General features: G+C 42.6%; 21 protein-coding genes. 7 read left to right on the top strand and 14 right to left on the bottom strand.

What is annotated here, in order from left to right; all coding sequences use genetic code 11:
- Window positions 1–4: 4 nt before the first annotated feature.
- From ACSX1H_RS17435 to ACSX1H_RS17410, 6 genes are all read right to left on the bottom strand, one after another.
- Window positions 5–1,171: a MalY/PatB family protein gene (locus tag ACSX1H_RS17435; RefSeq protein WP_439185523.1), complete on the bottom strand. Its 1,167-nt coding sequence runs from the start codon at window positions 1,169–1,171 to the stop codon at window positions 5–7.
- A gap of 82 nt (window positions 1,172–1,253) precedes the next feature.
- Window positions 1,254–1,700 carry a DUF4625 domain-containing protein gene (locus ACSX1H_RS17430; RefSeq protein WP_439185522.1) on the bottom strand — a complete coding sequence of 149 codons (447 nt, stop codon included), beginning with the start codon at window positions 1,698–1,700 and terminating at the stop codon, window positions 1,254–1,256.
- A 53-nt stretch (window positions 1,701–1,753) separates the two neighbouring features.
- Window positions 1,754–2,740, bottom strand: a complete 987-nt coding sequence (locus ACSX1H_RS17425) for an SDR family oxidoreductase (RefSeq protein WP_439185521.1) — start codon at window positions 2,738–2,740, stop codon at window positions 1,754–1,756.
- Between the two features lie 143 nt (window positions 2,741–2,883).
- Entirely contained in the window at window positions 2,884–4,425 is a 1,542-nt protein-coding gene (gene rny, locus ACSX1H_RS17420; protein WP_439185520.1) for a ribonuclease Y, read from the bottom strand.
- Window positions 4,426–4,533: 108 nt separating this feature from the next.
- Entirely contained in the window at window positions 4,534–4,839 is a 306-nt protein-coding gene (locus ACSX1H_RS17415; RefSeq protein ID WP_439185519.1) for a cell division protein ZapA, read from the bottom strand.
- 9 nt (window positions 4,840–4,848) lie between these two features.
- Window positions 4,849–5,142 (bottom strand): coiled-coil domain-containing protein, encoded by a 294-nt coding sequence (locus ACSX1H_RS17410; protein WP_439185518.1) that lies wholly within the window; start codon window positions 5,140–5,142, stop codon window positions 4,849–4,851.
- A 160-nt stretch (window positions 5,143–5,302) separates the two neighbouring features.
- Here ACSX1H_RS17410 and ACSX1H_RS17405 point away from each other — a divergent pair, with 160 nt between their 5' ends.
- The 4 genes from ACSX1H_RS17405 to ACSX1H_RS17390 all read left to right on the top strand — a co-directional run bounded on the left by ACSX1H_RS17405 (window position 5,303) and on the right by ACSX1H_RS17390 (window position 10,651).
- Complete coding sequence (locus tag ACSX1H_RS17405) at window positions 5,303–7,231, top strand: YgiQ family radical SAM protein (protein WP_439185517.1); 1,929 nt, start codon at window positions 5,303–5,305, stop codon at window positions 7,229–7,231.
- Window positions 7,232–7,257: 26 nt separating this feature from the next.
- A complete protein-coding gene (locus ACSX1H_RS17400; protein ID WP_439185516.1) occupies window positions 7,258–8,007 on the top strand; it encodes a DUF4197 domain-containing protein in 750 nt (249 codons plus the stop codon).
- A 171-nt stretch (window positions 8,008–8,178) separates the two neighbouring features.
- Window positions 8,179–9,879, top strand: a complete 1,701-nt coding sequence (locus ACSX1H_RS17395; RefSeq protein ID WP_439185515.1) for a 3'-5' exonuclease — start codon at window positions 8,179–8,181, stop codon at window positions 9,877–9,879.
- Window positions 9,880–10,309: 430 nt separating this feature from the next.
- Window positions 10,310–10,651, top strand: coding sequence for a DsrE family protein (locus ACSX1H_RS17390; RefSeq protein WP_439185514.1), 342 nt, complete (start codon window positions 10,310–10,312; stop codon window positions 10,649–10,651).
- Between the two features lie 197 nt (window positions 10,652–10,848).
- On the opposite strand, the gene ACSX1H_RS17385 is transcribed toward ACSX1H_RS17390, so the two are convergent.
- The 3 genes from ACSX1H_RS17385 to ffh form a co-directional block, all read right to left on the bottom strand.
- Window positions 10,849–12,339, bottom strand: a complete 1,491-nt coding sequence (locus tag ACSX1H_RS17385; protein WP_439185513.1) for a cytochrome c3 family protein — start codon at window positions 12,337–12,339, stop codon at window positions 10,849–10,851.
- A gap of 183 nt (window positions 12,340–12,522) precedes the next feature.
- A complete protein-coding gene (folD, locus tag ACSX1H_RS17380; protein ID WP_439185512.1) occupies window positions 12,523–13,404 on the bottom strand; it encodes a bifunctional methylenetetrahydrofolate dehydrogenase/methenyltetrahydrofolate cyclohydrolase FolD in 882 nt (293 codons plus the stop codon).
- 69 nt (window positions 13,405–13,473) lie between these two features.
- Window positions 13,474–14,811: a signal recognition particle protein gene (ffh, locus tag ACSX1H_RS17375; protein WP_439185511.1), complete on the bottom strand. Its 1,338-nt coding sequence runs from the start codon at window positions 14,809–14,811 to the stop codon at window positions 13,474–13,476.
- 354 nt (window positions 14,812–15,165) lie between these two features.
- On the opposite strand from ffh, the gene ACSX1H_RS17370 reads away from it, so the two are divergent.
- The 3 genes from ACSX1H_RS17370 (at window position 15,166) to ACSX1H_RS17360 (ending at window position 19,079) form a co-directional block, all read left to right on the top strand.
- Window positions 15,166–15,945, top strand: a complete 780-nt coding sequence (locus ACSX1H_RS17370) for a polysaccharide biosynthesis/export family protein (protein WP_439185510.1) — start codon at window positions 15,166–15,168, stop codon at window positions 15,943–15,945.
- A gap of 5 nt (window positions 15,946–15,950) precedes the next feature.
- Window positions 15,951–18,329 carry a GumC family protein gene (locus ACSX1H_RS17365; protein WP_439185509.1) on the top strand — a complete coding sequence of 793 codons (2,379 nt, stop codon included), beginning with the start codon at window positions 15,951–15,953 and terminating at the stop codon, window positions 18,327–18,329.
- 66 nt (window positions 18,330–18,395) lie between these two features.
- Window positions 18,396–19,079: a DUF4377 domain-containing protein gene (locus ACSX1H_RS17360; RefSeq protein WP_439185508.1), complete on the top strand. Its 684-nt coding sequence runs from the start codon at window positions 18,396–18,398 to the stop codon at window positions 19,077–19,079.
- A 337-nt stretch (window positions 19,080–19,416) separates the two neighbouring features.
- On the opposite strand, the gene ACSX1H_RS17355 is transcribed toward ACSX1H_RS17360, so the two are convergent.
- From ACSX1H_RS17355 to mce, 5 genes are read right to left on the bottom strand one after another with little or no spacing between them, the layout of a single operon-like run.
- Window positions 19,417–20,670, bottom strand: a complete 1,254-nt coding sequence (locus ACSX1H_RS17355; protein WP_439185507.1) for a sodium ion-translocating decarboxylase subunit beta — start codon at window positions 20,668–20,670, stop codon at window positions 19,417–19,419.
- Between the two features lie 34 nt (window positions 20,671–20,704).
- A complete protein-coding gene (locus ACSX1H_RS17350) occupies window positions 20,705–21,133 on the bottom strand; it encodes a biotin/lipoyl-containing protein (RefSeq protein WP_439185506.1) in 429 nt (142 codons plus the stop codon).
- A gap of 6 nt (window positions 21,134–21,139) precedes the next feature.
- Window positions 21,140–21,499: an OadG family protein gene (locus tag ACSX1H_RS17345; RefSeq protein WP_439185505.1), complete on the bottom strand. Its 360-nt coding sequence runs from the start codon at window positions 21,497–21,499 to the stop codon at window positions 21,140–21,142.
- A 13-nt stretch (window positions 21,500–21,512) separates the two neighbouring features.
- Complete coding sequence (locus ACSX1H_RS17340) at window positions 21,513–23,072, bottom strand: acyl-CoA carboxylase subunit beta (RefSeq protein ID WP_439185504.1); 1,560 nt, start codon at window positions 23,070–23,072, stop codon at window positions 21,513–21,515.
- Between the two features lie 34 nt (window positions 23,073–23,106).
- Entirely contained in the window at window positions 23,107–23,517 is a 411-nt protein-coding gene (gene mce / locus ACSX1H_RS17335) for a methylmalonyl-CoA epimerase (RefSeq protein WP_439185503.1), read from the bottom strand.
- Window positions 23,518–24,200 lie beyond the last annotated feature (683 nt).

The raw sequence follows: 24,200 nt of genomic DNA, 5'->3' as shown, positions 1-24,200 counted from the left end.
GCATTTATAGTTTAGCCGCCTTTATTTGCTCTAAGGCTTGTTGCAATACTGCTCTTGGACTGGCCACATTCATGCGCATAAATCCCTCTCCTTCTTTCCCAAAAGAGAGTCCATCGTTAAGCCCAACCTTTGCTTTTTCAATCAAAAAAGTCTTCACATCGCTCTGTGGCAGATTCCACGCTTTAAAATTGAGCCAAATTAAATAGGTAGCTTCTGGTTTATAAAAATGAAGTTCCGGCAGGTTTTCCTTTAAATATTGCTCTACAAAATTGATGTTAGCTTCTATGTAAGCCGATAAATCTTTTAGCCATTCACGGCCGTGATTATAGGCAGCTGTGAGTGCTACACCACTAAATAAATGGCCCATGTGCAATTGCAGGCGGTTTTGTGTAGCCCGGTAGCCCTCCAGCAGCTTGGGGTTAGAAGCAACCACGTAAGACGTACTAAACCCTGCAATATTAAAAGTTTTGGAAGGAGCCATAAAGGAAATGCTATTCATGGCTGCAGCCTCATTCAACGAAGCAAACGGGATGTGTTGATGCCCAAACAAAGCCAAATCGGAATGGATTTCATCGGCCAACACCAATACATTATGCTTGCTGCATATCTCGTGTATTTTTAAAAGCTCCTCTCGTGTCCAGGCCCGGCCAACCGGGTTGTGTGGCGAGCACAAAATAAAAATGGTGGTGTCTTTTTGTGCTGCTTGCCTTTCCAGCAAATCAAAATCTATCTCATAACGGCCATCTGTATTAACAAGGCTATTTTTAATCACCTTCCGTCCATTATCTGCAATTACCGAATAAAAGGGCGGATAAACAGGCGTATTAATTATTATACCATCGCCGGGCGCCGAAAATGCTAAAACTGAAAAGGCAAGTGCAGGCACCACTCCAGGCGAATATTCGATCCAACTCTCATTGACCAACCAGTTATGCTTATACTTGCACCAATCTGCAATGGCGGCAGTAAATTCTTCTTTGCGAATGGTGTAGCCATAAATTTCATGAGCCGCGCGTTTCTGAATGGCTTCCTGAACAGCTGGCGGCGCGGCAAAATCCATATCAGCCACCCAGAGAGGAATAACATCATCGGTTCCAAAATACCGCTGCCGCAGATCTAATTTATAGGCATTGGTTCCTGCCCGTTCAATGTGTTTATCAAAATCGTACATAATGGTCTTTTAATTAATGCATCTATCAAAAAAAAGGGCTCTGATGAGGCCCTTAAAATTAAAACAATTTAGAAAATTCCTTCTACTGAATAACAATATCCACCATGATGGCATCCGATTTATTTCCGGCAGCATCTTCAACAATAAATGTTAAGGTGTAATCGCCACTCAAACAAGATGACTCAACGGGCTCAGCAAAAATATTATCCAGCTTTTGCTCATCTGTCTGCTTCCCATTCAGCGGAATCGTGGCCGGAGCAGGTTCCCAAGGGTCACTAAGACCTTTTAGTTGAGCTGATGTAACATCGGGATTATATACCAGTGTCACCACACAGTTCTTTAAAGCCTTATTGTCTGTAAATACGGCATCTAAGGGCAAATTTGCCCCCTTAACAAAAGTTTGATTCGCGGAGGGAACTTTTATGTCTGCCTCAGGCTTTGTCTTATCAGGGCCATCGCTTCCACCTCCACACGCAGTACCTACCAGTAAGCAGCAAAGGATTAAACAGTTAGTTATATTCTTTATCATAGGTTTGAATTTTGTTACAAATATAGCTATTTAACAACACATCCTAATGGCTATTATTTTAAATTATTCCAATACCAACCAATGGCTTCACTTAAACCATCTTTGATGCTATATGCTGGCGAATATCCTAATAGCTCACTTGCTTTTTCAATGGAAGCCAAACTATGTGGTATGTCGCCCTCCCGGTTAGCTCCATAATGGATTTCCACATCGGCAATTGCCGGATCATAAGCACTTAAAAACTCCTTTAAATACCCAACCAATTCGTTAAGAGTCGTTCGCTGTCCAAAAGCCACATTATAAACGGTGTTAATTGCCTCTTGGCTATCAATAACAGCAGCCAATTCATTAGCCTGAAGCACATTATCTATGTATGTGAAATCACGTGAGTAGCTCCCGTCACCGTTAATTACCGGCGATTTTTTATCAATCAATGCCTTTACAAATTTTGGAATTACTGCGGCATAAGCCCCATCGGGATCCTGTCGCCTTCCAAACACATTGAAGTAACGCAAACCGATGAGCTGCATGTTATACAAACGCGAAAATACATCGGCATATAATTCATTAACATATTTTGTAATGGCGTATGGCGACAATGGTTTACCAATTACATCTTCAACTTTAGGCAGGTTTTCGCTATCGCCATAAGTGGAGGAACTGGCGGCATAGACTACACGCTTTACTCCGCTATCGCGGGCAGCAATAAGCACATTTAAAAACCCGGAAACATTTACCTCATTAGACGTCAGAGGATCGGCAATTGAGCGCGGCACTGAGCCCAATGCGGCCTCATGAAAGATGATCTCAACACCTTTCACCGCCTCCATGCAATCATCAAGGTTTCTAATATCTCCTTCGATAAGTTGAAATGAGCTGTCGGCAATAAATTCGTTGAGATTGGAGCGCTTACCCGTTGCAAAATTATCCAGACAAACGACCTGGTTGTTTTGCTTCAGGAGTTTCTCACACAAATTACTGCCAATAAAACCGGCTCCGCCAGTTACCAGTACCTTTTTATTTTCGAGTCGTGTTTCCATTCGTTTTTTATCTTGAAATGTAAATGTAACAAAGCCAGCATAAAAAACTGAACTTTTAAACACTAAATTCGCTTGATTGGTCAATTGTTGAGCATAAAAAAAGGCAACCAATGGCTGCCTTCTCTTATATAATTAACGATTAGTTACTTGGCATAACTAATTGCACGAGTTTCTCTAATCACGGTTATTTTTACTTGTCCCGGATAAGTCATCTCCGTCTGAATCTTACGCGCGATGTCATAAGACAGCTCTTCAGCCTCTTTGTCGGTTGTTTTTTCAGCACCAACAATCACGCGTAATTCCCTACCCGCCTGGATGGCATATGTTTTAAGAACGCCTGGGTAAGATAACGCCAGATTCTCTAAATCCTTCAGGCGCTTAATGTAAGCCTCAATAATTTCGCGACGAGCACCAGGACGAGCACCAGAAATAGCATCGCATACCTGAACAATTGGGGCAATCATTGTCGTCATCTCCACCTCGTCGTGGTGAGCGCCAATGGCATTGCAAATATCCGGTTTCTCTTTATATTTCTCAGCCAGCTTCATTCCCAAAATTGCGTGTGGTAATTCCGGATCTTCGTCAGACACCTTCCCAATATCATGAAGCAGACCTGCTCGCTTAGCTCGCTTGGCATTTAGTCCTAGCTCTGTGGCCATTATCGCACACAGATTCGCTGTTTCGCGCGAGTGCTGCAGCAAGTTTTGCCCGTAAGACGAGCGGTACTTCATCTTACCAACCAATTTAATCAGTTCTGAATGCAAACCATGAACACCTAAATCGATCGCCGTGCGTTTACCGGTTTCAAGAATTTCCTCTTCTACCTGCTTACGTACTTTATTCACCACCTCTTCGATACGTGCCGGGTGGATACGTCCATCCGTTACCAGTTGGTGAAGCGCTAAGCGGGCAATTTCTCGACGCATCGGATCAAATGCTGAAAGCACAATCGCTTCCGGCGTATCATCCACAATAATCTCCACACCTGTAGCTGCTTCCAGCGCTCTGATATTTCGTCCTTCACGTCCAATGATTCGTCCTTTCATTTCATCCGAATCAATGTGGAAAATGGTCACCGAATTTTCAATGGCCGTTTCTGTGGCAACGCGCTGAACTGTCTGAAGTACAATACGCTTCGCCTCTTTATTGGCATTAATCCTTGCATCATCCATAATGTCGTTGATGTAGGACATGGCCTCTGTTTTTGCTTCGGCCTTCATGCTTTCAATCAGCATCTCCTTGGCCTCGTCACCCGACATGCCAGAGATAGCCTCCAATTGCTCCACCTGCTGTTTGTGAGCTTTGTTGACTTCATCCGTCTTTTTCTCAACAATTTCCAGCTGAGCAGTCAGGTTTTCGCGGATGGCTTCCACTTCTTTCCGCTTGCGGTTATGCTCCTCAATACGCTGAGACAAGGTCGATTCCTTTTGTTTCAACTTATTTTCGGCATTTACCATTTTTGCGTTGCGGGAATTGATTTCCTTTTCATGCTCCGTCCTCAATTGAAGAAACTTCTCTTTTGCCTGAAGAATTTTATCTTTCTTGATGACTTCCGCCTCTGCTTCTGCCTCTTTTACAATTCGTTCGCTTCTAGACTTAAGAGCCTTGGTAATAATCAGCCATGTTACCAAACTCCCAGCCAATAAAGCACCAATTGCAACTCCTATTACTATTGGTAGATCCATATTTATCGTGTTATATATAAAACAAAACCGCATTATCCTACTGTATTATCCGGATGAATAACTACAGTAAACAATGCGGGTAAACTTTCTAAAAGTCAATAATCTAACTTACAAAACCTTATCAGTTTTTTCAGATAGAACATTATCTAATTGCTCATTTAAGTCGCGAACCATTTCAATAAAAGGGTCCACATCATGTCGGTTCTCCAATTCTAACAATTTAATGACGTACTGCAAAGTGGCCATGGCCAAAAAATCCTGTACATCCTTATCTGAATACCGTTGTTTATATTGTAAAACCTTCTCGTTAATAAGCTTAGCAGCCAAACGAATACGCTCTTCATCGCTACGTTCAATTCGCAACGGATAATACCTGTCGGCAATATTAACACGTATAGAGAGTTTATCGTCCATTATACTAGCTTAACGGTTTAAAAGCGCAATACACTTATCTATTTCCCGCACAATTTGACCAATCCGTTTTTTGGTTTCTCCAGCTTCAGAGCTACCGACCACCAAATCCTTCGTTATTTTCATATTGTTGAATCGCTGCTCCAGATTATGATATTCTCTGGCGGCCTCTTCAAGCTGATCTGTCAACCTACTCTTCTCATCCTCCAGCAATTGCACCTCCGACTTTAAGCTTTGGTACTGCTGAATCAGCCTGTTAATCTTATCTTTTAACTCAACAATTAATTCACTATTTGGATCTGTCATGGCCAAATTTTTCAATACAAAGTTAACATTGGTTTTAAAATATAAAAAAAAACCTTTAACTCTTTTGCTGGTTTACCTATAACAGAAAAGCCCTTTTCTGTAAGCAATGCCTTAATTATGAAAGCAAGATAAGTAAAATTCAGCTACATTTGTCAACGATATGATAAAAACTGAGCAAAAGCATAAGATGGAAGACTGGCTGCCGACATCAGCCAAAGAGGTAGAGCGACGTGGATGGGACAGCATTGATGTGATTCTGTTCACCGGAGATGCATACATTGATCATCCGGCCTTTGGGGCGGCTGTTGTTGGGCGCATGCTCGAAGCTCATGGCTTAAAAGTAGCCATCGTACCCCAGCCCAACTGGCGCGATGATTTAAGAGACTTTAAAAAACTGGGCCGTCCAAACTACTTTTTCGGCGTAACTGCTGGCGCCATGGATTCCATGGTGAACCATTACACAGCTAACCGCCGCCTGCGATCAGACGACGCCTATACGCCCGACGGGCGCGCGGGCCAACGACCCGATTATGCCTCAGTAGTGTATTGTAATATTCTGAAAGAGTTATATCCTGATGTACCGGTTCTGCTTGGTGGCATTGAGGCATCGCTGCGGCGAGTAACGCATTACGATTATTGGTCGAATCAGCTCAGACCAAGCATACTGGCCGATGCCAAGGCCGACCTTCTGGTCTATGGGATGGGCGAACAGCCTCTTCTTGAAATCATTCGCTTAATTGAGCGAGGCGTGCCCATGGAGAGCCTTAAGACCGTTCCTCAAACTGCTTTTATGCTTGACAAGGGCACACCACTCCCCAAGAATAAGAACTGGAAAGATTTGCCCTTATTTTCGCATGATGAGTGCCTGACTGATAAGACTAAATACGCCAAAAACTTCAGACATGTGGAAGAAGAGTCGAATCGGTGGAATGCGGCCCGACTCACACAGGATGTGGGGCAGCATACAGTAATTATAAATCCTCCATACCCACCCATGACCAGTGGGGAGCTGGATGCCTCATTTGATTTGCCATATACCCGCTTACCTCACCCCCGTTACATTGCCAAAGGCCCTATTCCGGCATTTGAAATGATTAAGTTTTCGGTAAATATGCACCGCGGCTGTTTTGGGGGTTGCAGCTTCTGTACCATATCAGCCCATCAAGGTAAATTTATTGCTTCCCGCTCGAAGGAGAGTATTTTAAAGGAAGTAGACGCGATTACCGGCATGCCGGATTTTAAAGGTTACATATCCGACCTGGGTGGCCCCAGCGCTAATATGTACCAGATGGAAGGTAAAAACCTCAGGATTTGTCAGCGTTGTACACGCCCCTCCTGCATCCATCCTAACATTTGCACCAACCTAAATACCGATCACAGTGCCATGACCGAACTTTATAAAACGGTTGATAAGCACCCCGGTATCAAAAAGGCCTTTATTGGCAGTGGTGTTCGTTACGACATGCTTTACAACAACATGGCCTCGTCGGAAGAAAAAGAAAGCCATAAGGCCTATATGGAGGAACTGATTGAAAATCATGTATCAGGCCGCTTAAAAGTCGCCCCTGAGCACACCTCCGATCAGGTATTAAAAATTATGCGTAAGCCTTCGTTTAAGCTGTTTCATAAGTTTAAAGCTGATTTCGACCGGATTAACAGTGCCAAAAAACTGAACCAGCAAATTATCCCTTATTTTATATCGAGCCACCCGGGAAGTGAAGAAATGGACATGGCCAACCTGGCCTGCGAAACCCACGACATGGATTTTAAGCTGGAACAGGTACAGGACTTTACCCCAACACCCATGACTGTTGCCACTGTTATCTACTATTCCGGGATACATCCTTACACGCTCGAAGAAACCTACACACCACGCAGCAAGGATGAAAAACTGCAGCAACGCATGTATCTTTTCTGGTATAAAAAAGAATACCAGGACAAAATCAAAGAACGCCTGAAAAGCTTTAGACGCTTTGACATACTCAAAAAACTATTTCCTGAGAAGGACGCTAAAAAGCAAAATGCCCGCCCAAAACCTAAATCAGCAAAGAAAGGGCGATCTCATTCTCAAAAAAGGAAATATAAGTAACATCTAATAATCTAATAATAAGTTTAATGAAGAAGATTATCTATATCTTATCTTTGATAACATTATCAGCTTGTGCCGAGCTGACTGCCGTAATGGAAACCTACAATGCCAACGCCCCACTTACCGAAAACGAAGTGGCCAGCGGATTAAAAGAAGCCTTGCGGGTTGGTACCGACTCGGCAGCGGCTCACCTGGGAGCTACCAACGGCTACTATGGTGATGATTTGGTGAAAATTTTACTACCCAAAGAGGCGGATGTCATCGTTAAAAATGCATCGAAACTACCCGGTGGAGAAAAGGTAATTGAAGACGTTGTGAAGCACATTAACCGGGCCGCCGAAGATGCAGCTAAAGAAGCCGGACCGGTTTTTTGGGGCGCCATCAGGCAAATGACCATTAGTGATGCCTTCAATATTTTGAAAGGTGAAGATAATGCTGCTACCCAATACCTGAAAAACAGCACTTACAAGCAACTGTTTGATTTATACCAGCCAAAAATACAAGCATCGCTCGACAAGGAAATTGCCGCCGGCATATCACCCAATATGTCGTGGGAAACACTTACGGGGAAATGGAACCAGATAGCCGACAATCCCTTTGGAAAAATGGCGGGCCTCAATACGGTTAACGTCGACCTGGATGCCTACCTGACAGAGCAGGCACTTAACGGCTTATTTGTTAAGATCGCGGAAGAGGAAGCCAATATCCGCAAAGACCCAATGGCCAGAGTGAACGCCATTTTAGAAAGGGTGTTTGGAAGCAGCCAGACAAGTTAGCCAGGCACCGTTTATTAAGTCCCTATTAAATAGACTAGTAAAGAGAATCACATCAACGAATAATACAAGTAGGTAGCAAGTACCATCTCTGGAGTTCATCCCAGAGATTGGTACTTTTTATTTGCTCAGGCACTCAACTATTGCCAACGCATATCCAACTTAAATATATCAATGCAATTAACCGACGAACAGCAACAGATTATTGAACACGAAGGCAACCTCAAAGTAAATGCCGTTGCCGGCTCAGGTAAAACAACCACCATTCTGCAATACGCTCAACAAAGGCCACACGCTCCCATTCTTTACCTGGCCTTTAACAAATCGGTTAAACTGGAGGCCGAACACAAGCTGAGCCAAATGAGGCTTAACAACGTGCGTGTAGAAACTGCTCATTCACTGGCTTACAAGTACACCGCCCCATACAGGCGCTATAAGCTGCGGTTCGATTACAAACCCCATGAAATTGCTGTGCTATTGAACATCAGGCCTAAACCAGGCGATCTATCGCACCTCAAACTAGCCAGTCATGTTTATCGCTTCGTTCGTTATTTCTGCAATTCGAAGGCCCAGAAGGTAGTTGAGATTAATTACCTGGAAACCCTGACTAACCTTGAAAGTCTGGCATTTGCGACCGAGAACCATGAACAAATTGTGCATTACACCCGCCTGTTTTTAGCTAAAATGCACAAAGGAGAGATTGACATCATTCACGATTTTTACCTGAAGCAGTTTCAGCTGAGCCAGCCCATTCTACCTTACGATTACCTGCTATTTGATGAGGGTCAAGATGCCTCCGGAGCCATGCTGGCCGCTTTTGAAAAGCAGTCGGCACACAAAATCATCATTGGGGATCAGCATCAACAGATATATGGCTGGCGCTTTGCGACCAATGCCTTGCAGCAAATTGATTTTCCTACAATGGACCTGAGTAAGAGCTTTCGGTTTAACCAGGAGATTGCTCGCCTTTCCAAATCCATCCTTCAGCTAAAAACAGAAATAGGCCTAAACGGTCAGGTCAATTTACAAGGACAGGGTAATCATCAGCCCATAAAAAGCAGGGTGACCCTGGCGCGCTCCAACAGCAAGCTGGTGTCGAGGGCCATTGAATTACTCATCCAGCAAAAAGAGCTGAAACAAATTTATTTCGAAGGACAACTGAGCTCCTATACCTTCTCCGAGGAAGGCGGCTCCATCTATGATGTGCTGAATTTGTACAACGATCAGCGGCACTTAATTAAAGATGACTTGCTGAAAACCATTCCCAGTTTCGACCACCTAAAAGACTATCTGGAAGAAACATCCGATGCCTCACTAAAAGCATTGGTCGATTTAGTGGAAAAATACCATAAAGACATCCCCTTCTTTATTAACAAAATTAAGGAATGCACGCTGGATGAAGCCAATAAACACAAGGCCGACATGGTGTTTTCGACCGTGCACAAAGCTAAAGGCATGGAGTACGACCAGGTGTTTATTATGGAAGACTTTATCAGCGAGCAGCAGCTTATAGATATGAAGGGAGCCATAAAAGCCCGCGAAGTGAGTCCGGATGCACTGGCCGAAGAGGTCAACCTGCTGTATGTTGCCGCCACACGCACCAAAGCCAAACTTCACATCCCTATTCACCTGCTGCCTACCTCCTATCAAATTCATGATTTTAATACGGTAAGCAACAACCTTAACCTGTCGATTAAACCTAAGGTTAAGGCCCCAAACGCCAAACGAAGCAATCAATTATGGACTAAAATGGAAGAAGCTGAACTGAAACAGCTGTTTATTCAAGGCAAAACTGTTAAGGAAATTGCCTTGCTGCTGGGTCGCAGCCAAAGTGCCGTTGTTAAACGTGTAGAAAAGCTGGATTTATGGTTTTAACCCAAGGCAGGTATGCACATCCTCCCTGCCTCTATAAATCCGTACTGCACCTGGCTTTTTTTAGGCCAATATCCGCCTTAAAAAGTGCTTGCCGCCAGCAGAAGCAGGCTTGGCGTTTTTTTTGAAACCCTCCTGCAAAGTGCAGCGGTATTTCCGGCCATGATTTTCAGCCAAAAAGCAGCTGCTTTGACTGCCAGCATTACGCAGTAGCGACCTGAATCAGCCATTTATACTGCCAGTCCGAAATAACCCATACACCAGGCGATGAACGACTGCTCCCTCTTACTCAGCATGGAGGCTCCCCCAATTCTATTAAAGTTGCTGGCAAAAACGTGCCGGATAGCGTGCAGCCTGTCGCCAACCTTACCGATATCTTCGCGTAAGGCAAGCGAACTTTTAATTACCTTTGCCGCATTAAATATAAACTCAGATGGAAAAACTAACGGACCTGCTGCAAATTACCCGTAATGGCATGGGAAGTGGCGATAAGGAACTCTCCCAAAAACTTTTGAAAACCTACCTGAAACTCATAGCCGAAGACAACCGGCTGCCTTCAATAATAGCCTTTTACAACGAAGGGGTTAAAGTGCTAGACGCATCAGGCACGTATGGCGAAGAACTGCTGCAACTGGAACAAAAAGGTTGCAAACTGATAGCCTGCACAACCTGCCTTAATTACTATCAGATTGAAAACCTGGTGGCGGGCAGCAAGGCCACCATGCCCGATATTATTACGCTTCAATGCAAGGCTGATAAGGTCATTAACCTATAGCACAGCCCGATGATGGGATCAGCACCTTTGGAGAACGCTCCAAAGGCTGTCAAAAAAAGAGGCATTACACCAAAAAAATAGCCAGTATGAACGGAAATTGACCGTTCATACTGGCTATCTTGCGTTTTTCATACAGGCCTCCTCCGCACAAAAATGCCTTTATTGTTGCAGGGCCTTACCTGTTTCTGCAGCACCGACTATAAGTACAGGTAACGGTGGCAATCAGTACATAAAGATTCTTTCCAAACTTCATCGATATCAACCGGATGCCTGAAAGGCAAGGTTTCCGAACCAGTTGCATAATCTTCATTCCCCGGTGACCCCTGCATCAGTATTGAGTGACAGGCCTCGCAATCGCGTGATATCTTATCGTCTTTTTGACTTACATGCGTATCATTATGGCAGCGGAAACAGCCGTTATACTCAATGTGTCCAATATGATCCGAATAAACGTCCCAACTAGCCTGCATCTCGGGGAAAATATTACGTAAATACCTACTGGACACCCCTTCTATAGCCTTCTCAATGGTCTGTTTTGTAATATCGGGATAGTTATCTCCATAAAAAGCACTGAGCTCAGAGCGGATAACAGCAAGAGCCGAATCGCTCGTTGGATATGGATCTTTTAATATCGACATGCTCAGCCGCTTTATCTCGGGCAGAAGCGGAATGTCTCCGGCGGCAATGCCGGCATCAACAAACTGCTGAGGCAGCATATAGTTGTGCGAAGGACGGTTATGGCAGTCCATACAGTCCATCACCCTTGGTACTGATGTAGCTATAGTGGCCGAATCTAGTGGTGCCCAGCTATCTTCATACACCACCGTATCGCCCGTTGCCAGATTAATGGACCGCACCCATGGCAAAACCTCCCGGCTTTCATCCTCGGCAATATACTCAATACGCACATTGGGATTGATGTGCCAGTGGATGCCTTCGGCCAGGTTGGTGGAGCTGTGATGGCTATTGGTTTTTATCAATAGCTGAATGCCCCACTGCGTATTCAAGGAATCCGACAGATAATGCTTTTCGTACTGCATACGAGGGGTGTAAAACTTTTCGGGCCAGTGGCATTCCTCGCAGGTTTCTTTGGCCGGTCGTAAACTGCTAATAGGCGTTGGAATCGGTCTTGGATAGTTGTTGGCCAGCACCGCATACACCTGATACAGCCCTGACAGTTTCGATTTAACATACCAGTTGGCTCCCTGCCCAACATGACATTCGACACAAGCCACCCGCGCATGCGATGAGTTCATATAGGTAATGTACTCCGGTTCCATCACCCGGTGGCAAACCTGTCCGCAAAACTCCACCGATTCGGTATAATGGTAGGCCTCATAGCTTCCTACAGCCGTTAACAGCATAAATACCACGGTGCCAATAATAAATAAGGCGGCTGCATTTCGATAGCGAGGATCATTAAAGTCGATCACGATCCATTTGGTCGATACCGGCTCATTGGCCTTTCGGGCCCTTCTGATGGCACGTATCATGCCTATCGGAATCAATATTAAACCCATAATTAATATCGACGGCAAAAGGATGTAAGTAAACAGCCCCAGGTATGAGCTTCCTGCATTGAATACAAAGGAGAAGATCACCGAAAGGATGATCAACAGCAGAGCAAGCACAGCAATAATCGTACCTACTAACGACAGTGGATTGTAGTAAGATTTAGGTAATTTCATAGGATAGTTTTTTCTTAAGTTAGAACAGATTCAGCTGATATTCAACTCCCTGCAATTATCATTAATCAATGAATTATTAATCTATCTCAATAAAAACAACCTAAGCAACTATTAGACTGATATATACTAAATAAAAAAGGCCAGCAAAAAAAATGCTGGCCTCTAATTGTCATTCAAACGCTATTAGCTATATATTTCTTTTTTGGCTGACTTAAGCGTGTTAATAATCAGCGAAGTAATGGTCATTGGTCCAACCCCACCCGGTACAGGGGTGATGTAGGAACATTTTGGTGCTACTTCGTCGAAGAGCACATCACCTTTCAGGCGCCAGCCCGACTTGGTGTCCGTTGCGGCTACACGCGTTGTACCAACATCTATTACCACAGCTCCCTCTTTAACCATATCTCCCTTTACAAAACCAGGAGAACCAATTGCAGCAATAATGATATCGGCCTGCAAACATACCTCCTTAAGGTTAGCGGTACGGCTGTGAGCTACCGTCACAGTTGCATTACCCGGAGTTCCTTTTTGCGACAGCAAAATACTCATTGGGCGCCCCACGATGTTGCTGCGACCAATAACTACCACATGCTTACCCGAAGTTTCAATTTGGTAACGTTTTAGCAGTTCCATTATGCCTTGTGGTGTTGCTGAAATAAAGGCAGGCATACCAATTGCCATGCGCCCCACATTGACCGGATGAAAGCCATCCACATCTTTTCGGGGGTCAATGGTCTCATTCACTTTATCTTCATCAATGTGCTTGGGCAGTGGCAACTGCACAATAAAGCCATCAATATCCGGATCGTTATTTAATTCTTTAACCTTGTTCAGCAGCTCCTCTTCAGTAACACTTTCTTCAAAACGAATCAGGCTCGACTTAAAGCCTACTTCTTCGCAAGCTTTCATCTTACCGGATACGTACGACTCGCTGCCGCCATCATGCCCTACCAATATGGCCGCCAAATGGGGAATTTTACCACCATTCGCTTTTATTGCTTCCACTTCGGCAGCAATTTCCTTACGTACTTCTTTCGATGTTAATTTTCCATCAATCAGTTGCATGGTTCTCAATTTTCGGGTTTGTATATAAAAAAAGAAGCACGACTGTGCTTCTTTTCAATATTTCATATTTTATCGGCGTCGTCCCATCGGCATCTTGCCCATCATTTTCCCCATTTTATTCCCCGAGGTCATCATCTTCATCACCTTTCGGGTATCATCAAATTGCTTAATCAGGCGATTCACTTCCTGTATGGTTGTTCCACTACCTGCCGCAATTCGCTTCTTTCGGCTGCCATTAATAATGGCTGGCTGGTCACGTTCTTCTGGCGTCATGGAACGAATGATCGCTTCGATGCCTTTAAACGCATCATCATCAAAATCGATGTTTTTCAGCATCTTGCCCATCCCGGGAATCATCGCAGCTAAATCTTTCAGGTTACCCATCTTTTTGATTTGCTGTATCTGCTTTAAAAAGTCATCGAAATTGAACTGATTCTTGGCAATCTTCTTTTGCAGCTTGCGTGCCTCTTCTTCATCGTACTGCTCCTGAGCCCTCTCAACCAGCGATACGATATCACCCATACCCAAAATACGGTCGGCCATACGGCTCGGGTGGAACACGTCCAGTGCTTCCATTTTTTCGCCCGTACCCACAAACTTAATAGGCTTATCAACCACGCTTCGGATAGATAAGGCAGCACCACCACGGGTATCACCATCCAGCTTGGTTAATACAACTCCATCAAAATCCAGTCGATCATTAAACTCTTTGGCCGTATTAACAGCATCCTGACCGGTCATTGAGTCCACTACAAACAGAATCTCATCGGGATTAACCGCTTTCTTAACGGCTGATATCTCCTCCATCATCTGCTCATCGATGGCTAAACGACCTGCGGTATCGATAATAACCACATCGTGCGCTCCTTTTTTCGCCAGAGCAATACCATCTTTAGCCAACTTAACCGGATCCTTACAGCCCTCTTCGGTATAAACAGGTGCACCAATTTGCTCCCCAAGTACCTGTAGCTGGTTGATTGCAGCCGGTCGATATACGTCACCGGCAACTAACAACGGATTTTTACTGCGTTTGGTTTTTAACAGGTTGGCCAGCTTACCGGTAAAGGTAGTTTTACCAGACCCCTGCAAACCAGCAATTAAAATAATGCTAGGCGTGTTGTTCAGATTGATATCTGTCGATGTACCACCCATCAAAACGGCCAATTCATCGTGCACCAGTTTAACCATCATCTCACCCGGCTTAACTGCATTCAGCACATCCTGGCCCATGGCCTTCTGCTTAACAGTTTCGGTAAAGGTTTTGGCAGTTTTATAGTTGACATCGGCATCCAGCAAAGCGCGACGGATATCCTTCAGTGTCTCAGCAATATTTAGTTCGGTGATTTTACTCTCACCTTTCAGTAGTTTAAATGACCTCTCCAGCCTTTCGCTCAGATTCTCAAACATCCTGTTACTATTTAAAATTTGCTGCAAAAATAAAAAATTTAAAGACATTGTTAGCAGTTTTTATGCAGAAGTGAACAGAATTAATTCGCGACTGGCAGCATCACCGATTTTAAAGCGCTTACCAATGTCTTCATTCGTCTGCTAAACAAACCCTTGTAGATGTTTATAAAAAACCTATTTTTGAGTATCGTCCTTACACAAACTTTAATACCTTTAAATTCGCTTAACAATAAAGAATAAAACCTTATTTTTGCAGACAGCAATTATATTGCATTTCTTTTTTTCTATTTTTAAACGATTATCTATCAAGGCCTGCGAACAGTGCTGTAGAAAGATATCTATCAAAACAGAACAATGAAGTACCTGAACAGATTATTCACCATTATTTTTATTATTTCTCTTTTATTAACCGGCTGTATTCCTCAAAAAGAATATGTACTGCTTCAGGATAAAAGCTCAGATAAGCACTACGAAAATCCGTATAGTCCGCTTGCTAATATTACTGACAAATATTTTCTTCAGCCAAACGATTATTTATTCATTAATGTATCAACGCCCGACCCGAAAATATCTGAATTCTTCAATCAATCCAGCAGTAATAGTGTGAATAACCAGCGAAACCAAAACTTTTTCTACTACCAGATTGACGACTCGATGAACATTGATTTTCCGTACGTGGGCCAAATCAACTTAAAAGGCTGCAATATTCGATCGGGAAAAGAAAAAGTACAGGAGGCTTTGAAGCCTTTTTTGAAAGAGTATAGCCTCACTTTTAAGCTCGCATCCAACACGTTTACCGCACTGGGCGAGTTTAGAAAGCAAGGCGTTCAAACCATGCAGAAAGAACAAATCACCATTTTTGAAGCGGTTGCTTTGGCCGGAGGCATTACCCCTTTTGGTAAACAACGTAAACTTCAGTTGGTTAGACAACAGCCCGAAGGGGCGGTTACCTATGAGATTGATCTGACTGATAAAAACATCATCAATTCAGAGTACTACTATATCTACCCCAACGACATGTTATATGTCCGTCCGATGAAAGCCAAGCAACTGGGTATTGGGGAATCATTCTCTATCGGACTGATAACGACAGCACTTGCACTCTACTTAACCCTACAAACAGTTATTAAATAAAATTCATGTTGCCAGAAACAAATAATTCACAAGCAAACAGCTCGTTATTTAACATTGATATTAAGCGTTTTATTCAGGATTTAATGCATTACTGGTGGCTTTTTGCTATCACCATTCCCATTAGCTTACTAAGTGTGTTTATGGCCCATCGCTATATTCACCCGGTTTACAAGGCAACCATTACTTTGCTGATGGAAGAGCGGGGCGAAGCTATGTCGAAAAATGACATCATGCAGGGCTTTGGCTTAACGCCCGGGCAGCGTAGTGTTGATAATCAAATTGCCATTCTCACCTCTTGGGACATAGTGCAGCAAACCATTAATCAGCTCGATTTTCATGTGAGCTACTTTGCTGAAGGCCGATTGAAGAACACGGAAATGTACCGAAATACCAACTTCATTGTTCAGTTTGATTCAACACACCCTCAGCTTATCAATACACCCATTTATGTACTGCCCATCAATAAAAAGCAGTGCAAAATTACCATTAAATCAGAAGTACCTGCAAATACCTATATCTATAGTGACAATAAATCCGGCGGCTCAACTGAGCCAATTAAGTTTGAGGCGATAGTGGACTACAATGAAGCTGTTAATACCCCGTGGGCATCATTTTCAGTTGTACCGCTCTCACTCAATCAAAATTCCAATGTGGAGCAATATTTTGTATTTAATGACCCACTGGATTTGGCCGGACAGTATAAAAAAAATCTCGTGGCCCAATTGCCTAGCGAAGGCTCTTCGATAATTAAAGTATCCATAACCGGCCGCAACCATAATAAAAACACGGTTTTTCTTGATAAACTGGCTGAAGTATTTATTGCCAACAACCTAAGGCAAAAGAACCTTATTGCGACTAATACAATTGATTTTATCAGCCAACAGCTGGTAATGATTGCCGACACCCTTCAGTTGGCGGGTACCGAACTGAGCCAGTTCAGAACAAACAATCGCATCCAGAGTGTTTCTGCCAAGGCCGAACTGTTGTTTGGCGGCATGCAAAATATTGAGCAAAAGTTGACTGAACTTGAAATCAGAAAAAGTTATTATTTGTATCTACAGGATTATTTCTCCAACAGCATCAGTAGCGAAAAAGTGCTGGCTCCGGCCATTTATGAAACAGATAACTCCCTGTTGCGGGAACAAATAAAGGCCATTGTTGAGCTCAATTCACAGCGCTTATCGGTGATCGGTTCGTATGGAGAAGAACTCAACCTGGCTAATAAGGACATTGAAAACCAGATTGAGATTGCCCGCAAAACACTGCTAAAAACAATTACAAGTCAATTAAATATTCTGGAAGAAAACAGATCGCGTTTACTAAGCGAAAAAGTCCATAATGAGCAGGAATTATTCAGGCTACCAGAAACAGAACGTCGCCTTTTAGGGATAGAACGCAAATTTGAATTAAGCAACGAAGTTTATACCTTCCTGCAACGCAAACAGTCGGAAGCGCAAATACAGAAGGCCTCCAACACACCTGACCACCAGATACTGGAGAGTGCCCGCTACTCCGGACAAGTATCGCCTGATAAAGCCGGCAACCAAAAGAAAGCACTCTTGCTTGGGCTTTTCATTCCGTTGGTATTTTTAGGACTAAGACAAATCCTTAATAATAAGATTATTGATGCCGATGATATTGAGCGCATCTCATCATTGCCTATTGTGGGCCATATCATACACAGTAAAAATGAAGAAAACAATGTGGTATATGCCCATCCCAAGTCAATCGTGACCGAAACATTCAGACGGGTAAGAACGCGTATTGAATTTATGAACCGGGATATCAATTCACCAATCATTGGGGTGTCGTCATCAATGCCGGGAGAAGGCAAAACCTTTTGTGCGCTGAATTTAGCAGCAGCCTTTGCCCTGAGCGGCAAAAAAACAGCCCTTCTTGGTTTCGACCTGCGAAAACCGGGGCTAAATAAGATATTCAATATTAATGACAGAATGGGTATTTCCAATTACCTGATTGGAAAAGTAAGTTATGAGGACATACTGATGGATTCGGGACAAGAAAACCTAACCATTGTTCCATCAGGGAATATCCCTCCTAACCCCTCTGAGCTTATAAGCTCCGACAAGACCAAACTACTGCTCGACAAGTTAAAAACACAGTTTGACATCATCATTATTGACACTCCGCCCATGGGAATTGTTTCTGACCCCTATTTACTTGCCAGACACACGGATACGCTGGTATTTTTGGTCAGACAGCAGCATACCATAAAATCGGTACTGGCACAAACTATCAAAAATATGCAGGAAGAAGATATCACTAACGTCGGTATCCTTTTAAACGATTTGCATGCCAAACGCAGTAAATATGGCTATGGCTACGGGTATGGCTATGGTTACGGGTATGGCTATTATGAAGAATAATCAACTGATAAGCGAAAAAAGTTGAAATTTATATTGTAATTTAAGCTGGTAATAAAACATATTACCATGAAAAAATTACTGTATTCTATTTTGATTTTAGGCCTTGCATCCTGCTCATTCACTGGCAGTAAAAAGAAAGACGCCAGTACTGAAACAATCAAGACCTACTATGTGGCACCCTATAAGGTTGACTGTGTGGGTGTAGGGCCAATGAAGTGTTTATTAATCAAGAAATCGCCCAATGATCAGTGGCAGAATTTCTACGCATCTATCATTGGTTTTACGCACCAGCCCGGCACAGAGTACACCATCAAGGTGAAAGAAACACCGGTTGAAAATGCACCGGCTGATGCTTCATCTATTTCATATGAACTGGTTGAAATTACCGAAAGCAAAGCCTATGCCCCCACTGCCATCATTTTGCATGATATTTGGGGAGTTGTGGATATAAAAGGGAAAAACCCGTTATCGGAAGGATGCGAACAAACACTGGAATTAAACCTCAATGAGAACACCATTTTAGGCAAGGGCGGATGTAACAATTTCAGAGGACAGGTAAACGTGAGTGATGCCTCAAATGCTATCTCGTTCACCAACATTCTTTCAACCAAAGCCATATGTCCGCATCAAGCATTGGAGGATAGCTATTTAACTGCTTTGGGAAACATTGATTCCTATTTCAGATTCAATCAAAATCTGTACCTGATGTCGAACAATGAAGTTTTAGTGAAGCTAAGAAGGATGGATTAATGGCCTGATTTCGATCTCAGGGCTTCTGCTTACCTTTCAACAATAACTGTAGATTATTGAGCACTTTTTATAGCCGTTAGGGTTAAAAATGCTTCAGATAACCCCATTTGAAAACCAGACATGTATTACTGCTCACTGAATATAGCATCGCGCTATTTAAGAGCCTTGGTTCGAACGTACAATGATAAGTTCAGAACGCATATGTTTAGTGAATATCAAGCGGTCAAATAACACGATCTACTGTTAGCAAGTAAAAGAAACAAACTTGTATAAAAAAGGCCACAAAAAAGAGGCTGTCTGTTTCGGACAGCCTCTTAATATATACTTATAACACTTCTTACATTAAGAATGACAGCAAGATACCTGCTGCAACCGCTGAGCCAATTACCCCTGAAACATTGGGGGCCATGGCATGCATCAGTAAGTGATTATTTGGATCATTCTTCAGCCCTTCGTGCTGTACAACACGGGCTGAATCAGGTACTGCCGATACACCAGCTGCTCCAATCAGAGGATTAATTTTATTATCCCCTTTCAGGAAGGTATTCATCAGACGGGCAAACAACAAGCCTCCAGCCGTAGCTACCATAAAGGATACAGCTCCCAAACCGAAAATCTTTAGTGAATCGGTTGTCAGGAATTCACTGGCCTGCGTTGACGCTCCCACCGTAATACCTAATAAAATAGTTACGATATTGATCATGGCATTTCTTGCAGTATCAGCCAAACGCTCTGTTACGCCCGATTCTTTCAATAGATTACCAAAGAACAACATACCCAACAGTGGCAATGCCGATGGTGAAATAAACGTTGTTAATAATAGACCTATAATCGGGAACATGATCTTTTCTGTTTTAGAAACAGCACGTGGCGGCTTCATTTTGATCAAACGCTCCTTTTTAGGAATAATTAACCGCATGATAGGTGGCTGTATAACAGGTACCAGTGCCATGTACGAATAGGCGGCAATGGCAATAGCTCCCATGAGTGATGGCGCCAGCTTAGACGATAAGAAAATCGCCGTTGGTCCGTCAGCACCTCCAATAATTCCAATAGCACCTGCTTCCTGAGGGGTAAATCCCATTGCTGAAGCACCAAGGAAGGTGGCAAAAATACCCACCTGAGCTGCTGCTCCAAGAATCATTAACTTCGGGTTAGAAATAAGAGATGAGAAATCTGTCATCGCGCCGATACCCAGGAATATCAATGGCGGGTAAACACCCTGCTGAACGCCAAAGTACAAGTAGTTCAATACAGAACCTTCTTCATATAAACCAATTTTATAACCGGCAAGAAATGGGATATTTCCAAGGATAACACCCGTTCCAATAGGTACTAATAAAAGTGGCTCGTAATCATATTTAATGGCTAGATAAATAAAGAACAGTCCAACGCCAATCATTATAAAGTTCGTATAATGTGCATTGGCAAACCCTGTAAAGTTCCAAAATGTTTCCAGCCCTTTTGATGCATGATCGATAAAGGTATCTCCCGCTCCCGGGCCCGCAGCAAAGGCTTCAAAACCACCTCCGATAAACTGCAAGCTAAATAGCAGCGATAAAACACCAAAAAGAGTGATTAGTCTTTTCATAATTAATTTTTAATTAACAGAACAGTTTTAAGGTTTACTGTGCTATTTCAATTAATACATCGTTTTGCAAAACAGCATCGCCAACTGATACTTTAACGGAAGTAACAGTACCATCCTTCTCAGCCAGTACGTTGTTTTCCATCTTCATGGCTTCCATTACTAACAAAACATCACCTTTTTTAACTACATCACCCTCTTTAACCAATACCTTAAAGATATTGCCAGGCAGCGGAGCATTTACTTTTACAGTGCCGCCACCTGCGTTCTTGGTAATAAATCCTTCACCGGGCTTGCGCTGTATTTCTTTACGAACAAGCTTGGGTGTTTTGGCTTTTTTCACCTCCTGATGAATTTCTACTTCATATTGTGTTCCGTTCACTTCCAACTGAGCAATGTTTTCCTCAAGTTCCTTTAAATGAACGTCGTATTTATTACCTCTTATGGTAAAACTAAATTTTTTCATGTCCTGCTATCTGGGAAAGTTAACATTGTTAAAACTATACACTTTTGAGCTCCATGGCGAATAACGTTTTCTAACCTGTTTAATGGTTATTACGTTACTTTCTTCATCGTGTAGTTCGTTAAAATACATATGAAGCGCCATAGCTATTGCGGCATTTGTTTCACCGGTAATCGTGAATGTATCGTTAGAAACATCCTGATTAACAATGTCTTTATTCTTTTTTCGCAGTGTACGCCTTAGGCTCCAGTTTAATATTTTTGGAATTGTTAAGAACACGCCAATTAAGAATACCAATGCCACAAAGACTATAAACCATCCTAAAACCGTAATGGTCCACGTCATTGAATCAACAATTAATAAAATCATGGTCCGTTGGATTTTAAAGTGGAATATTTGAATGTTTCTTAGGTGGATTGGTTACTTTCTTCGTTTGTAAATTCTGGAAAGCTCTAATCACCCTAAAACGTGTATTTCTCGGTTCGATAACATCGTCAATATACCCATAAGAGGCAGCTTGGTAAGGATTGGCAAATGCAGTCTCGTATTCTTCAGTTTTCTTTTGAGCATAAGCGGCTTTTTCCTCGTCAGTCTCCAGCTTAGCAATGCTTCTACCCTCAAGAATTTCAATGGCCCCTTTGGCGCCCATCACAGCAATTTCAGCCATTGGCCAGGCATAATTAAAGTCGCCTCGCAACTGCTTACATGACATTACATCGTGTGCTCCACCGTATGATTTGCGGATGGTTACTGTTACCTTTGGTACGGTAGCTTCGCCATAGGCAAACATCAGCTTAGCTCCATGGATGATAATTCCGGCATACTCTTGTCCAGAGCCAGGTAGGAATCCGGGAACATCAACCAAGGTTAAAATTGGGATATTAAAGGCATCGCACATCTGCACAAAACGAGCGGCTTTACGCGATGCATCACAATCCAGTACACCCGCCAGATAATTAGGTTGGTTGGCAACTACCCCTACAGATTGTCCATCCAGACGGCAGAAACCGGTAATAATATTTTTAGCATAATTGCGGTGTACTTCCAGAAATTCTCCTTCATCGGCGATGGAGAAAATCAGCTCCTTCATGTCGTAAGGTAGGTTTGGATTATCGGGCACTATTTCATTCAAGCGATCATCCAAACGATCAATCGGGTCTTTGCATTCCAATACCGGTGCTTCTTCCATATTGTTTTGCGGCAGGTAAGACACAAGCTTTCGAATCAACAATAAGCCCTCTTGCTCGTCTTCAACTTTAAAGTGCGCCACACCCGATTTTGAAGCATGTACGTCTGCACCACCTAAATCAGCTACCGAAATCTCTTCTCCAGTAACCGTTTTTACCACTTTAGGTCCGGTAACAAACATATATGATGATTCTTCAGTCATCATAATAAAATCAGTTAATGCCGGCGAATAAACAGCCCCTCCTGCACATGGTCCAAAAATGGCAGAGATTTGAGGAATTACCCCGGATGCTAATATATTACGCTCAAATATTTCGGCATAACCAGCTAATGAGGTCACTCCCTCCTGAATACGGGCACCACCTGAATCATTGATGCCAATTACGGGCGCTCCCACTTTCATAGCCATGTCCATGATTTTACAAATTTTTTGCGCCATTGTCTCAGACAAAGACCCGCCAAACACTGTAAAATCTTGTGCATATACATACACCACACGACCATCGATGGTACCATGACCTGTTACCACGCCATCGCCTAAGACCTTATTCTTCTCCATTCCGAAGTTGGTACAACGGTGGGTAACAAACATGTCTAATTCTTCAAAAGAACCATCATCCAATAGAACTTCGATTCTTTCGCGCGCAGTCATTTTACCTTGAGAATGATGCTTTTCAATACGTTTCTCTCCGCCACCGAGCTTAGCCTCGGTGCGGAGATCAATCAGTTTTTTAATTTTATCCTGAGTAGACATAGAAATTGTAAGTAATTAGTCAGATTAAGGGGGATTATTTACTTGGATCTTCACAAAGTTCCGTTAACACACCAAATGTTGACTTTGGGTGTAAGAAACCAATGTTTAATCCTTCTGCTCCTTTTCGTGGAGTTTTGTCAATTAGTCGAACCCCTTGCTCTTCTACAAAAGTCAACTTCTCAGCCAGGTTTTCAACTGCAAATGCCATGTGGTGAATTCCTTCACCCTTCTTTTCAATAAACTTACCAATTGGTCCTTCAGGATCGGTCGACTCTAACAGTTCAATTTTAGTATCTCCCACTTTGAAAAAAGCAGTTTTTACTTTTTGATCTGCAACCTCTTCCACAGCATAACACTCTAAACCATAAACCTTTTCAAAAAAAGGAATCGCCTCATTCAAATCTTTAACTGCAATCCCGATGTGCTCAATATGTGTTGGCTTCATGTTTAATAATTTATTGTTTAATAAAATTGATTCAGCAAAAGTAGAAACTAATAAAAGTTTTTCCTCATTTTTCGCCCGAAAAAAAGATTGTTTTAAAACATATAAACCCCACGTAGCAACTTTAGCACTATGATTTAAAATTATTTAAGTGATGATTCTGTCTTCAGCTTAATCACAAAAAATGATAACAGAGCTTAAATTAACTTATAAATCGAAAGTATTTCCTCGAAATACTATAAGCTGAGTGAGGTTTTAATTATCTATTTATAGTTGTTTTGACCAAATTTGTGATAATTAACAAATAGTGTTGATATTCATCAGGAATTCATACAACAAATTACAGGAAATTTGACTTCCGTTTAGAAGGATAAATGATGCCCATTACGCGGCTATAAACAACTAATCACAAGGTAAGCCATCTGAAAGAAAAAATACGAACTCTTAATCTTGAGCAAAAATACAAGCCATTTAAGACATACCGGTGCTTTAAGTAATGTAAAGTTCATAACATGACTAGCACAATTTTTAAAACGCGCAACGCTTTAAATAGGCGGCAAATTCAGTCCATTTTGAAGTAACACCCATTATCTATTGGCAGTTGATAAAACTTGAAAATAAACACTGCCAATCGCCGGGAGAACGCCCGGATGAGTTAATGGCGTTTCCAGATATACGAATACCAC

The sequence above is a fragment of the Carboxylicivirga taeanensis genome (assembly GCF_051851475.1).
Lineage (GTDB): Bacteria > Bacteroidota > Bacteroidia > Bacteroidales > Marinilabiliaceae > Carboxylicivirga > Carboxylicivirga taeanensis.
The sequence above is the reverse complement of the archived record's forward strand: the minus strand, read 5'-3'. Positions and strand labels throughout refer to the sequence as shown.